11 protein-coding genes are annotated in these 13776 nt (G+C 53.2%); 2 read left to right on the top strand and 9 right to left on the bottom strand.

Annotation, left to right across the window (positions count from 1 at the left end; translation table 11 throughout):
* Nucleotides 1-1108 (bottom strand): peptide chain release factor 2 gene (gene prfB, locus B2952_RS04305; protein WP_290735654.1). Its coding sequence is split into 2 segments (ribosomal slippage): nt 1-1035 and nt 1037-1108, totalling 1107 coding nucleotides; the frame shifts between segments, so codons are not numbered across the junction.
* Nucleotides 1108-2142 carry a peptidylprolyl isomerase gene (locus B2952_RS04300; protein ID WP_290727990.1) on the bottom strand — a complete coding sequence of 345 codons (1035 nt, stop codon included), beginning with the start codon at nt 2140-2142 and terminating at the stop codon, nt 1108-1110. The genes prfB and B2952_RS04300 overlap by 1 nt, the downstream gene beginning before the upstream one ends.
* 101 nt (nt 2143-2243) lie before the next feature.
* Here B2952_RS04300 and B2952_RS04295 point away from each other — a divergent pair, with 101 nt between their 5' ends.
* Nucleotides 2244-3116 carry a hypothetical protein gene (locus B2952_RS04295; RefSeq protein ID WP_290735651.1) on the top strand — a complete coding sequence of 291 codons (873 nt, stop codon included), beginning with the start codon at nt 2244-2246 and terminating at the stop codon, nt 3114-3116.
* Between the two features lie 9 nt (nt 3117-3125).
* Here the strand turns inward: B2952_RS04295 and B2952_RS04290 are convergent, their stop codons facing one another.
* The 5 genes from B2952_RS04290 to B2952_RS04270 form a co-directional block, all read right to left on the bottom strand.
* Nucleotides 3126-3827 (bottom strand): DUF2314 domain-containing protein, encoded by a 702-nt coding sequence (locus B2952_RS04290; protein ID WP_290727986.1) that lies wholly within the window; start codon nt 3825-3827, stop codon nt 3126-3128.
* Nucleotides 3828-4134: 307 nt separating this feature from the next.
* Entirely contained in the window at nt 4135-4860 is a 726-nt protein-coding gene (locus tag B2952_RS04285) for a TonB family protein (RefSeq protein ID WP_173382885.1), read from the bottom strand.
* A 203-nt stretch (nt 4861-5063) separates the two neighbouring features.
* Complete coding sequence (locus B2952_RS04280; protein ID WP_072810829.1) at nt 5064-7577, bottom strand: GH36-type glycosyl hydrolase domain-containing protein; 2514 nt, start codon at nt 7575-7577, stop codon at nt 5064-5066.
* Between the two features lie 53 nt (nt 7578-7630).
* Complete coding sequence (locus B2952_RS04275; protein WP_173365897.1) at nt 7631-8236, bottom strand: PadR family transcriptional regulator; 606 nt, start codon at nt 8234-8236, stop codon at nt 7631-7633.
* A 202-nt stretch (nt 8237-8438) separates the two neighbouring features.
* Entirely contained in the window at nt 8439-10301 is a 1863-nt protein-coding gene (locus B2952_RS04270; RefSeq protein WP_088657573.1) for a phosphoenolpyruvate carboxykinase (GTP), read from the bottom strand.
* A gap of 256 nt (nt 10302-10557) precedes the next feature.
* On the opposite strand from B2952_RS04270, the gene glgC reads away from it, so the two are divergent.
* On the top strand, nt 10558-11808 hold the full coding sequence (glgC, locus tag B2952_RS04265) for a glucose-1-phosphate adenylyltransferase (RefSeq protein ID WP_290729985.1): 1251 nt from the start codon (nt 10558-10560) through the stop codon (nt 11806-11808).
* A gap of 167 nt (nt 11809-11975) precedes the next feature.
* On the opposite strand, the gene B2952_RS04260 is transcribed toward glgC, so the two are convergent.
* Nucleotides 11976-12701: a hypothetical protein gene (locus tag B2952_RS04260; RefSeq protein ID WP_290735642.1), complete on the bottom strand. Its 726-nt coding sequence runs from the start codon at nt 12699-12701 to the stop codon at nt 11976-11978.
* A gap of 206 nt (nt 12702-12907) precedes the next feature.
* Complete coding sequence (locus B2952_RS04255; RefSeq protein WP_290729981.1) at nt 12908-13624, bottom strand: hypothetical protein; 717 nt, start codon at nt 13622-13624, stop codon at nt 12908-12910.
* Between the last annotated feature and the right edge of the window lie 152 nt (nt 13625-13776).

The following is a 13776-nucleotide window of genomic DNA, read 5'->3' as shown; positions in this document are numbered from 1 at the left end:
TTACTTCTGCTCTTCGCTGGTGCTCAGCAGGTAAGCATCGATAAACGGCCTGATCTTGCCATCGAGCACGCCTGCGGTATCGGAGGTCTCGACACCCGTACGCAGGTCCTTCACCATCTGGTAGGGCTGCAGCACGTAGCTACGGATCTGGCTTCCCCACTCGACCTTTTTCTTTTCGGCCATGCGGGCATCGCGCTTCGCCTCTTCTTCGAGGCGGTAGTGCTCGGCCACCATGGTCTTGAGCATCTTGTAGCAGGTCTCGCGGTTCTGGATCTGGCTGCGTTCCGTCTGGCAGCTCGCCATGATACCCGTGGGCAAGTGCGTCATGCGCACCGCGGAATCCGTCTTGTTGATGTACTGTCCGCCGGCACCGCTACTGCGGTAGGTATCCACGCGCACATCGGCCATGTCCAGGTCGAATTCCACGTCTTCGTGTTCGGGGTACAGGTACACGGCGGTAAAGCTCGTGTGGCGTCTGGCATTCGCGTCGAAGGGGCTGATGCGCACCAGGCGGTGCACGCCGATTTCCGAACGCAGCAGGCCGTAGGCATTCTCGCAAGTGATCTCGATGGTCGCGCTCTTGAGGCCAGCGTCTTCCGCTTCCTGGAAATCCACCACCTTGAAGTCCATGTTCTCGCGTTCAAAGAAATGCGTGTACATGCGGAAAAGCATCAGCGCCCAGTCCTGCGACTCGGTGCCGCCCGCGCCCGGGTGAATCGACATCAGGCAGCTGCAGGCATCGTCCGGACCGTTCAGCATCTTCTTGAATTCCATCTTCTCGACGCGTGCGCGCAAGTCCGCGACATCCGATTCGATGGTCTTGGTCAGGTCGGCAGACTCCTCGTCCTTGCTCATCTCGTAGAGCTCGGCAAGGTCATCACAGGTCTGGGAGACCTCCTTCCAGGAATCGAGGAGGCCGCGCAGGTTACCGATTTTCTTCATCATGGACTGCGCCTTCTCCTGGTCGTTCCACAGGTTCGGGTCGGCAGAGTCCTTTTCGAGGACGTAGAGTTCTTCGGTCTTCGCCTCTAAGTCAAAGATACCCCCAGAGCTTGTCGATGCGGCTACGCAGCTCGATAAGCCCGGTATGAGTCGTCTGGAAGGCCATTACTTGCCCCCGATAGCCTGCGGCGGGGTATACTTCTTGTCGAGGTACTGCACCTTGTAGACCTTGGCGAGTTCGTCAAGATAAGCCTTGAGCTTCATCTGGCGTTCCTGTTCGGCCTGCATGCGAAGTCCGGTATCGATCTGGTTACGGTAGCTTTCGAACTTTCCATCGTTCTTGCCCGTGAGCATGAAGATGGCGACACCGTCCTTGTCGTTATAGACATCCGAGATGTCACCCACGTTCAACTTGGCCACGGCCTTTTCGAACGCAGCCCCGTTACCCTTGAGCGTGGTCAGCACGGCACCGCCCGTCTTCTTCGCATTGGGATCGTCGCTGTTCTGGACAGCCTGCTGTGCGAAAAGCTGCACCGCATAAGTAAAAGGAACCTTCTTGGCACGGATCTGGCTCCTAAGCTGGGCGGCCATACCCTTCAGCATGTCCTTCGTATCCGACACGTCCTGGGCGCTCTTGCCCTTCGTCTTGATGTAGATGCGGACACCGCTGATAGAATCGTTTACAGGGACCTTGCTCTTGTTGAGCGTCCAGTAGGCCTTCATTTCTTCTTCGGTCGGGTCCTTCGGATAGGGCACCTTTTTCTTGAGGAGTTCTTCGCTCTTGAGCTGGTCTTCGAGCTTTTCACGGAACTGAGCCATCGTCTGGCCGCTCTGCTTCAGCTGTTTCTGGAACACATCCTCGCTCGGGAACTGCTTCTTGAAGAGGGTCGCAAGGCTATCCACGCGGGCAGCCGGGACCTTGATTCCCTGCTTCTTGCATTCGAGCCGTACCAGTTCCTGCCCAACAAGGTTGTCAATCACAGCAAAACGAACCTGGGCCATGGTCTCATCGCTCACCTTCTTGCCCTGGAACTGCTGTAGTGCAAGCGCCTGGGTCAAGCTATCGATGCGCCCGGCAGAAAAACCGACCTTTTCGACACGCACGACATCCATGCTCTTGCTGTTGAGGAGCTGCGCAGAGGCAATACCCGCAGCAAGCGCCACGGTAAGAACACCACGAGTAATAAGTTTAAGAGACATTGTCTATCCTTTTTAAAAATTTCCGCGAATAATATAGCAATTTTCAATATTAGGGATTCCTTCAAACCCTCCAAAGGAGCCCAATTGTTATATTGGGGAATATGTTCCATCTGAATAAACAGGACTCCTCTGGCGACTTGGAAAAGACGAAGGCCGACTTCAAGCACTACTTTGAGCTGAAGTCCGAACTCGAGGACGCGACCCGCCAATTCAAGGAGACGGGCACCTCCCCCCTGAACGCCGAGCAATTCAAATCCAAGCTCAAGGAAATGGAGGCGCTCAAGGCCGAGTATCCCATACTTGACACGGGCTATGGCCCCGATGCCAAGAGACAGATTTTCCAGGACTTGTTCACCCGCATCTTTGCGGTTATCCTGATATTCATAACGTTCCTCTTTGCGGGCAACTGGTTCGTCGCCCCGTCCGCCATAAGCAAGATTGTCATGTTCTGGGACACCAGCAAAGGCACGTACAGTACCGCAGACAAGATAGCGCTCACCGCAAAATACCCCATCATGTGCTGGCTGGTCCTCCCCGCAGACCGAGAAGAAATCGACCTCAAGCTGGATTCCAGCATCCAGAATTACGTCAACCGCAAGCTTGCCATCGATTCCAACTACTTTACATGGAACTCGGATATCTACCTTTTCAACCCTTCCCTCAAGGAAGCGCATTTCATCTATGACAACAACTACATCGGCGCCAAGTTCGACTATATCCTAAAGAAATTCGTGAAAAGTTGCAACAACCTGCGCAACCAGGACACCTCATACATAGATTACGACCTCAAGGCAAGCGTCTGCAACCATGAAATGACAAAGTTCGCAATCTTCACAAGGCTCCATTCCCAAAAGACCCTCGACCAATTCTTCAAGGGGAACCTTTTCTACGAGATCCGGAAGGAACTAGAATCCTACAAGCCCCTACCGACATGGCGCGATTCGGTCTATGTCATCAAGCCGGACGAGTTCTAGACCGGGGAATCAGGGCTTTATCTCACCGGTTCGGAAGTCATAAATCCCGTAGGTGTAGAACGGTTTCCCTTCCTCGAACTTCTGCCCTTCGCGTCGTTTCTTTTCGTACGAAGTCTTCAAGCGCTTTGCTATTTCCGCAATGATTTCCTGCGATACAATCCCGTCTATGCTGTTCTGGTATTTCGCCGATTTGGCATCCTGGTACTTGAACTCAAACTTGCCCTTCTTGAACACCCCCTCGAAAAAGACGCCGACAATCCCAGAATCAAAAGCCTCGATGGCCTTCCCCACATAATTGCCTTCCTCGTTGCCCAAGGAATCCACGACGACCCAGTTCCTTATCTGGTCCTGCGTGAACGAGACTTCATCGCCCTTCTTGTATTCCTTAAGGAGCTGAATATCGTTAGTAACAATTCCCTGGAACCGATTTCCCAGGCATTGGGTGACAAAAACGAAAACCATCTCCTTCGTCCCGTCCTTGTCGACAAGATTAATCTGTACATCCAGCACACGCTTTTCGCGCACATAGTCGCCCGCGATGTATTTCTTCTTGACCGCAGGGAACGTCGCCTTGGCCTTTTCGATATACGGGGCTATGAGTTTTTCCATATCAGTGTTCATGTTGAACAACTTGTCCTCGGCTGCGTGAATGCATACGCAAAGCACTGCAAGCAGGGAAATCACGCGAAATAGTCTAGAAAACATATTCATACTTCACTAAAAATAATACAAAAAACAAAAAATGGGTACCAAACGACTTATTTTGACGCACTTTAGTACCCATTTTCACACACAAACTAACACAAAATGATACATTCACAGCGTTCAAACACTGATATTGCACAAAAATTGGGGATTAAACCGGCGTTTTTTGTGTATTTCATCCCCACTAAAAGCAAAATTTGACTTTTTTAGTACAAACAAGCTAACAAATTGGGTACCAAACAGGCGTTTTTTCAGCAGTTTAATCCCCAATTTCCACAAAAAAAGCAAAAATCCGGCTCGTTAGGTATCGCCCTTAATCGCCTATTTTTGCCGGTTCTCTTTCATAAAATTGTACCGGGAAAGTCGCAACTACATCCGTATTTAATTTGGCTACTACACCCGAATTCATGATCTGGAAATTCCAGCGACCTACCGCATTCTGGACTTTTTCGTCAAAATCCGTATTGCCGGTAGTCGTTGAGTCTATTTGGACTTTTTGAACGGAGCCATCAGCATTGATATTCAACCGAAAAACAATCGTCCCGCTAAAACTGGGATTCCTCTTTAAATGTTTATTATAAATATGACGCAATCCAGGAGTCCGCAGGCGAATGTTCTTTAAAATCAGAGCTTTATCAGCATCAACGCCACCTGCCACACTCAATTCCTCATAAGTAGGGGCTTTTGCGACGCCTCGTGCACGGCCTTGCAAGTACTTTTCATCTATTACAGGAATCCCATATTCATCTCTTTTAACGGAACAGCCATTTTCTGGACGACATCCATAAAGCGTAGTCGTCCCATGCGTTGAAAGATGCCCCACCGACTTTAAAACACTGTCTATGGATGCTTTAAATACACTATCCCTGCGCAGTTTTTCGGCATCTTCCTTTTTCACGTCCAAGGACTGTTCCGTTTTACCCTTTTCCTGCTCTAGGGATTTATCCGCATTTTTATCGCTATCGGAGCAACCCGCCCACAGCACCGCCGCAGCCAAGAGCACAAAATTATTCCAGCATTTTCCAAATAAACTCGCCATACACTTATATATAGAAAAAGTCTGCTTCGTTTGAAGCAGACCTTTAAATTCGAATTTGGATTAGAACCGAGTGAGACCAGGCGCGATCCCCCGTAGCGTACTAAGCGTACGTGAGGGGGCGAGCTATACGACACTTGGGTTTTACCCCTTAGTGGAGTTATCCTCTTTGGGGAAACGCCGTATCACGACGGTTATAATTCAAATTAGCCCATGGTGACTTCGACTTTATGGACACCCTTCGTAAAGATCGGGGCAATATTCGAGTCGATTTCCTTGCCGTCCACCACCATCTTGGCGACACCCTTGCACACGTGCTTCGGGTTCTTCACCGTAATCTGGTAGGTTGCACCACGGAACTTACGGGTTGCTTCGAAGCCATCCCACTTGGAGGGGATGCAAGGATCAACCACGAGGCCCTTGTAGTTGGCACGGATACCGATGATGAACTGCGTGGCAGCCTGGTACGTCCAGGTGGAAGTACCGGAGAGCCATGCGTTACGGCCCATGCCGAACTGCTTGTGTTCGTCACCGAGGATGTTCTGCGGATAGCAGTACGGTTCGGACTCGAACACGTCGAGGATGTCGTTCTTGGAAGCCGGGTTAATTTGGTTGTAGTACTGGAAGGCATTGTCGCCACGGCCGAGGATGGTTTCGGCAATCATCACCCACGGGTTGGTGTGGAGGAAGATACCGCCGTTTTCCTTGGCTCCGGGAGGATAGGTGGAGATGCCACCCACGGCCGGTTCAAAGCCGCGGTAACCCGGAGTGGAGCTCTTCACGCCGTACTTGGTGTTGAGGAGCTTGTTCAGGCTGTCCATGCCCTGCTTGGCGCGGTCGCCGTAAGCGATGCCGGCGATAACCGGCCAGGACTGGCCGTTGCAGTAGATCTTGCCGTACTTGGCCTTGGCGACACCGTAGCCGTTGCCGTCCTTGTCGAACCAGCGGGTCCACCACTTGCCGTCCCAGGCGCTCTTGTTGAAGGCGGCCTTGACGTCTTCGTACCAGCCCTTGTACATTTCGACGGCCTTCTTGTCGCCGAGGGCTTCTTCGATGTCCATCATTTCGAGCAGGGCCTTGGCATACAAGGCGGTGTTGAACGTGGATTCTGCACCGAGGGGCAAGTTCATGCAGTCGTTCCAGTCAGCAAAGCCGAGGAGCGGGAGGTTGTGCTTGCCGAGGTGTTCACGGGTGAACTTCAGGGCACGCTTCAAGTGTTCGAGGACAGTGCCCTTCGGACGGTCCTTGCGCTTCTTGCCGGCGACGTAGAACGGAATCTCTTCCTTGAGGAAATCCATCTTGCCGGTTTCCTTGAGGTAAGAAGCCACGGTGAGGATGATCCAGAGGTGGTCGTCGCCGTACCAATCGGCATACATCGGATTGCCCTTGGCATCCTTGACGCCAGCCTTTTCGCGGGAGTCACCGGCGTTCGCTTCGTTGCCGTTGTCTTCGGCGAGGGCGAGCGGGGCGTACTGGTGCATGGCGTTACCTTCGGGGCGCTGCACGGAGATGAGGTTCTTGGTGAGGACCAAGGCTTCTTCCGGCATGTGGCTCATGACACCCATCAAGTCCTGCGTGGAGTCACGGTAACCGATACCGCGGCTGGTGCCGTAGCCCAGCTGGTACAGGGAGAGGTAGCGGCTCCAGTTCTTGGTGGTGTGGCACTGGCGCGGGTTGTGGACGTTCACCATCGTGTTGAACGATGCGTCCGGAGTCTTCACCTGAATCGTGGAGAGGTAGTTTTCCCAGAACTTGGCAAGTTCGTCGAAAGCCTTGTCGACGTTCTTCAGGTCGCGGTACTTGGCGATGGCCTTGGCAGCAACCTTGAGGCTCTGTTCCTGACCGAGCTGGGTGCAGCAACGGAAAGTCTTCTTGGCGGCAATCTTGCCACCGTGAATCATGAGGGCGGCGATGTTGTCGCCACGGTCGCATTCGCTGTTGGAAAGTTCCTTGTTGCCCAAGGAAAGCGGAGCGGCCCAGGAGCCCATTTCGTTCGCGCCGAGGAACACGCGGCGGTCACCGTCGAAGCTACCGACCTTGCAGTTAGCGGTCACGTAGTTCACGGCGTAGTCGCGCTTCATGTAGGCATACTGTTCGAGAACGACGTGGCCGTCCTTTTCCCAGTGGCCCTTGAGGGTCATGGTCTGCGGGACCCAGTCGGCGTTCGTGAGCTGCTTTTCAGCTTCGAAGTGGCTGAATTCATAGACCGGGATAATGTCCACTTCCTTGGCGGCACCACCGAGGTTCGTCACCTGGATGTCCTGGAGGAGAGTGTTGGAGCCCGTCGGCACGAAAATCGTGACCTGGGTGCGGAGTCCGCAGCATTCGGCAATCCAGCGCATGTAAGAAAGGCCCACGTGGCATTCCCACTTGTCCATCTTGGTGAGGGTGGGAACGACAAACGGAGAGAACACCGTGTAGCCCTTGGCTTCCTTGATACGGATGTAGATGGTGCTGGCCTTGAAGTCAGAGCACGGCATCTGGGCGATGTACTTGGTGATACGGTTCAGGGCCGGGTCGCCCTTGCAAACCAGGGTACCGCCGGTGGTATCCACGATACCGCCGAAGTTCAAAGTACCGACGTAGTTGCACCACTTGATCGGGGTTGCCGGCGTGGTGAGCACGTATTCTTTTGCAGCGTCGTCGAAGTAGCCGTACTGGGCGGCCGGAGCCTTCTTGGAGGCGACCTTCTTGACACTCTTCTTCTGTTTTGTAGCCATTGTATCTCCGTAAGAGGGGGTTGTTAAATTTAACGCGGTAAATATAGAAAAAACTAGTCTTTCTTCTGATTGAAGTTCTCGAAGTCGCGGTTACCGAAGTTGATATAGAAGTAGCCGTCGAGCTTCTTGTTGCGGATGGGGTCGCGCAAGATGCCGATGGCGGCACGCACGTACTTGAGTTCCACGAGGATGTGGTCGCGGCTCATGCAGTTGAGGAACGGGCCTTCCGGGTAGAGCGTGGGGCGCGGTTCTTCGGCAATCATCTTTTCCAGATTCTCGATTTCGAGCACGAGGTGGCGTTCATGGGCCTCCAGGGTGCGAATCAGCTCCTTGTTCTCGGCTCCATAGAGGAATGCAAAACCGAGCGTGCGCGGGTCGTCGTTGAACCCCGTCAAGTGCTTGAGGACTTCCTTGCGGAGCGTGTCCTTTCCCTTGTCTGTAATATTGAATACAACACGTTCGGGGCGGTTGCCATCGCGTTCGGAACGGCCGACGATGCAGCCATGCTTTTCGAGGGTCGCCAGGCGGTTGTAGACGGTCGATGTGCTCAAATTGGCCCAACGGTCCAGTTCGCGGTCGCGGATTTCTGTAATGATATCGTAGCCGCTGCTTTCGTGTTCGAGAATAAGCCCCAGAAGGACCAAGTCATATCGGTTCATTCAATACCTCTTTCTATTCCAACTTGGAATATACTCAAAAAAAATGGGAAAGAGCGATTTTTTTCAAAAAAAATGTAAAAAAAGCATTCTAAAACCGTTCGAACCGCCATATCCGCTATAAATAGGAAAGCCCCCGCGACCTTGCGGCCACGGGGACTTGTTTGTTAGGAGGAGAACTTAACAAACTAGGCTGTTATGCCTATTAAGCCTTATTGAGACGATCCTGGATCATGTCAATGATGTCGGAGAGTTCCTTCGGGAGGTGCTTGCCGAACTTCGGATAGTGATTTTCCTTAACGTCAGCGAGTTCCTTCTTCCAGCCTTCCACATCAACCTTCGTGATTTCCGGGAGAGTTTCCTTATAGTAGTCAGCGAGACCATCAGTATTGATGGCGCCTTCCTTCGGCATGTAACCGATCGGAGTTTCGACAGCGTTGTCAACACCGTTGCAGCGGTCGAAGATCCAAGCGAGCACGCGGCTGTTGTCGCCGTAACCCGGCCACATGAAGCCACCCGGAAGCTTTTCGTTGTTGGCATCCTTGCGGAACCAGTTCACGTAGAAGATCTTCGGGAGCTTGTCTTCGGTAGACTTCTTACCGATTTCGATCCAGTGCTTGAAGTAGTCACCCATGTTGTAGCCGCAGAACGGGAGGATGGCGAACGGGTCGCGACGGATCTTACCGACCTGAGAGGCGTCAATCGTAGAGGCAGCCGTGATTTCGGAACCCACGATGGAGCCGAGGAACACGCCGTGGTTCCAGCTGAGGGACTGGTGGACCAGAGGAATGGTGGACGGACGACGGCCACCGAAGAGGATTGCAGAGATAGGCACGCCTGCCGGATCTTCCCATTCCTTAGCAATGCACGGGCACTGCTTAGCCGGAGCGGTGAAGCGAGCGTTCGGGTGAGCCATTTCTTCGCCCTTAGGAGCCTTGTCCTTCGGGAGAGCGTCACGGGTCTTGCCCTTCCAGTCAACGAGCTTGCCCTTAGCCGGGTAGCCGATGCCTTCCCACCACACGTCGCCGTCTTCAGTGAGAGCGCAGTTCGTGTAGATCGTGTTCTTTTCAGCAGAGATAAGAGCGTTCTTGTTGGATTCTGCAGAAGTACCCGGGGCTACGCCGAAGAAGCCGGCTTCCGGGTTGATGGCGTAGAGACGGCCATCCTTACCAAACTTCATCCATGCAATGTCGTCACCGATGGTTTCGACCTTCCAGCCCGGGATAGTCGGGATGAGCATAGCGAGGTTCGTCTTACCGCAAGCAGACGGGAATGCGCCAGTCACGTACTTGACTTCGCCCTTCGGGTTGGTGAGCTTGAGGATGAGCATGTGTTCAGCGAGCCAGCCTTCGTCGCGAGCGAGAACGGTAGCGATACGGAGAGCGAAGCACTTCTTACCGAGAAGAGCGTTTCCACCGTAGCCCGAACCGTAGGACCAAATGAGGCGTTCTTCGGGGAACTGAGTGATGTACTTGTATTCAACGTCAGCGCAGGGCCAGATGCCGTTGTCGCTTTCGCATTCGCGGAGCGGCTTACCAACGGAGTGGAGGCACGGAACGAAGTCAGCGTTCACGTCAGCATTGAAGATGTCGAGAACCTTCTTACCGGCGCGAGTCATGATGTCCATGTTGAGAACAACGTATTCGGAGTCCGTGACTTCGATACCGTTCTTGGAAATCGGGGAGCCGAGCGGGCCCATGCAGAACGGAATCACGTACATGGTACGGCCGTGCATACAACCCTTATAGAGCTTACGCATCGTCTGCTTGAGTTCAGACGGGTCGATCCAGTGGTTGGTCGGACCTGCATCTTCTTCCTTCACAGAGGAAATGAAGGTACGGGATTCGACGCGGGCCACGTCAGACGGGAGAGAACGGAACAGGTAGCAGTTTTCCTTCTTGGCGAGCTTCGTGGCGAGGCCAGCCTTGACGCACTTCTGCATAAGGGCATCGTATTCTTCCTTGGAGCCGTCAACGACAACGACGTTGTCCGGTTCGCACATGGCAATCATTTCATTCACCCAAGTACTGATCTTCGGGTGCTTGATATCGTTAAGGGTAAGACTCATTATGAGCTCCTGTTTGGTTTAACGTTTAGTTTCGATAATTTCGAACGCGGTAAAATTTACAAAAATAAAATCGGAATAGCAGGGCAACACCAGAAAAATGCATATAAAAGCCGCCCAATCCGGCACCTGAGGTCAGCGGTATCACTTTTTTCGATTTTTTCGTGTTTTTTTGCAAAAAAAATGATTTTTCAAAAAAAAATTACATAAATTACGCATGTATACAAGAAATAGAGCTTTAAGCACGAACTGAGGTTTTATGAGTTGGTCTTATTCTAGAGAACATCAGAAAAACATCCTTTGCATGATCATGGCTGGCGGACAGGGAAGCCGTCTGCAGCCCCTCACCCGCGACCGCGCCAAGCCGGCCGTGCACTTTGGCGGAACCTACCGCATCATCGACTTCGTTTTGAACAACTTCATCAACTCGGGCATCTTCAAAATCAAGGTCCTGACGCAGTTCAAGAGCGATTCGCTGAACAAGCACATCTCCGCCGCATGGAACCTGAATGCTAGCCTCGACCAGTACGTGGACCTGGTACCTGCCCAGATGCGCACCGGAGACGACTGGTACAAGGGCACCGCCGACGCCATTTTCCAGAATATCAACCTCATTACCGACGAACGTCCGGATCTCGTGGCCATCTTCGGCGGCGACCATATCTACAAGATGGACATCAACCAGATGATTGACTTCCACCTGAGTCGCGCCGCACTGCTTACGATTGCGGCGATTCCCGTGCCAATCAAGGATGCGCGCGAGTTCGGCATTATCGAAGTGGACCAGGACAACCGCATGATCGGATTCGAGGAGAAGCCCCAAAACCCGAAGGAAATGCCCGGGCATCCGGGCTGGTGCCTTGCAAGCATGGGCAACTACATCTTCACGAGCAAGTTCCTGGTGCGCGAGCTCCTGAAGGGCGCAAACGAAGGTGCGACCGATTTCGGCAAGCACATCATCCCGCGCCTCTACAAGGACTACCCCGTCTACGTCTACAACTTCAACACGAACATCGTGCGCGGCGAACAGGCATCTACCAAGGGCTACTGGCGCGACGTAGGAACGCTCGATGCCTTCTTCGAAGCGAACATGGACCTCTGCTCCGAAAACCCGCCGTTCGACCTGTACAACAACTACTGGCCCATCCGCACGTTCAACTGGAACCAGCCGCCAGCAAGGTTCTTCGCGGGTGACGGCAGCGCCCACCAGGGAGCGGCCATAGACTCCATCGTGTCTTCGGGCTGCATCATCGGCGGCGGAACCGTCGTGAAAAGCATCCTCTCCCCCGGGGTCTCCATTCAGAAGGACGCGCTCGTCGAGGAATCCATCCTCTTCCCGAACGTGACCATCGGCCCGGGCGCAAAAGTCCGTCGCGCGATTATCGAGAAAGGGCTACACATTCCCGCCGGATTCCAGATCGGCTACGACCTGGAACGCGACAAGAAACTCTTCCACGTGACCGAATCCGGCATCGTGGTGCTAGCGAAGGACACGATCATCAAAGCTTAATAAGGCGAGAGTCGCGGACAAGTTTGCTTGTCCATGACCGAGCCGAAAGGCATGCGCTCGACAGAGCGCCAGGCTTAATAAGGCGAACGGTCGATTGCACAAACGATTATATAACAAAAAGGCCCGCACGATGAGTGCGGGCCTTTAGGGTTGGTTATGAAAGAAACTTATTCGCCGGCAGGCTGCGTACTAGAGGAATCCCTCGCGCCCCAGCCCCCCGTACCTCCGCCGGGCATCGTGAAGCTGGAATCACCGAAATTCATGCCACCACCGGGGCCGCCCATTCCAGACATATCGACGACCCATTCGCCGTCCTTGCAGATGTACGTCATTTCGAAGCCATTTCCACCACCCATCGACATGCTTTCGGTTTTCGTCGCACCTTCCTCGTCGCACGTGTTGGCCGCCGCAGTCGCGGCCGAATCCAGCGTCCAGTGACCGTCTTCGCATTTCATCACCATGCCCATCTGTTCCATGGTCTCCCCCGCCTCGCACTTCATCATGTCGGCGATAGAAGAGGAATCAACAGTCCACTGGCCGTCGGTGCACGTCATCTTGATTCCCATCTGGTTCTGCGTGGCACCTTCCTCATCGCACTTCATCATGTCGGCAATGGCCGTGCTGTCAAAAACGAAGGACGAGTCCATCCCCGGAATCGTGCCAGGGCCCACATCGGCAGAACTTGCCGGGGGTACATCGCCCGAATCCGCAGATTCAGCCTTAGCATCGCTGGAAGTAGCAGTCTGCTCACCACCTTCATCGCCGGTCGATGCGCTCGAGAGTGCCGGCTGTTCGTCGCCACCGGTCACGGAGGCACTTGCGGAATCGTCGCATCCCATGTAAGTGAAGGCCACCGTAAGGGAGAGGGCCAAAGCAAGTTTCTTGAGATTCATTTTTACTCCTTTTTTGGTTAACGATCTCCCATACGCCCTAAATATACGTCCCGAGAAACTTACACCTGCGTAACTTAAAGTAAATTCAAATTTAACGCATATAAAAAAGCGATCCAAAACACCCCGCACGGGGCTTTTTGTCCCAAAAAAGAACCCCGCGACCTTGCGGGGCTCTTTGCTTATTCGTAAAGGTATTGGCGAAGGAACTAGTCTTTAACTACGCCAAGCGTGTCGACCGGCAAATCACCAAAGTCGAAATCCATATCGGGCATATACTCGCCATCCGTACAGACAAACGGCATACCCATAATTTCCTTGGTTTTGCCTTCTTCTTCCGCCGTGCAAACGAACTGTTCTTCCATGGCCCCCTCATCGGGAACCCAAGTGCCATTGACACAGGTCGCCTTCATGACCATGCCACCGAAGTCGACTTCCATTTCATCGCCTTCCTTGTCGCATTTGGCCGTGGCCGCGGAATCAACTTTCCACTCGCCATCCACGCAGACATAAGCAACCTGCATGCTGTTATTTCCCATCGTTATCGTATCGGTCTTGGTGGCGCCTTCCTCGTCGCACGTGTACATTTCGTCCATAGCCTCTTCGTCAGGCATCCAGAAGCCCTCTTCGCAAACAAGGGGTATTTCCTGGCCCATGTACGATTTCGTCTTCTTCGCGCCTTCCTCGTCGCACTTCATCTCATCCACGTCGAATCCGCCCGCGACAGACGAACTGGAGACCGCCTTCCCGTCATCCCCATTCACATCCTTAGACTCGCTGGAACCATCCACGTCCTTCGAATCGCTGGAAAGTTCCTGTTCATCGCCTTCGGTCTTCGGAGAGAATGACGTGGATTCGTCATCACAAGCCACGAAAGCGAACGCCGCGGCGAGGGAAAGAGCACATGCAATTTTTTTGCACACCATAAAAAACTCCTTTTTTAAGTTTAATATAAATATATATCACACTGACCGATATAGGGACATCCTATACGAAAAAAGGTCAAAATATGATCGAAAACACACTCCGGAACGCAAAGGCCCCGGCTCAAAGTGAGCTGAACCCAAAAAGTTGGACA

This window comes from Fibrobacter sp. UBA7003 (genome assembly GCA_002449765.1).
Classification (GTDB): domain Bacteria; phylum Fibrobacterota; class Fibrobacteria; order Fibrobacterales; family Fibrobacteraceae; genus Fibrobacter.
This window is presented reverse-complemented; position numbering and strand designations above follow the sequence as displayed.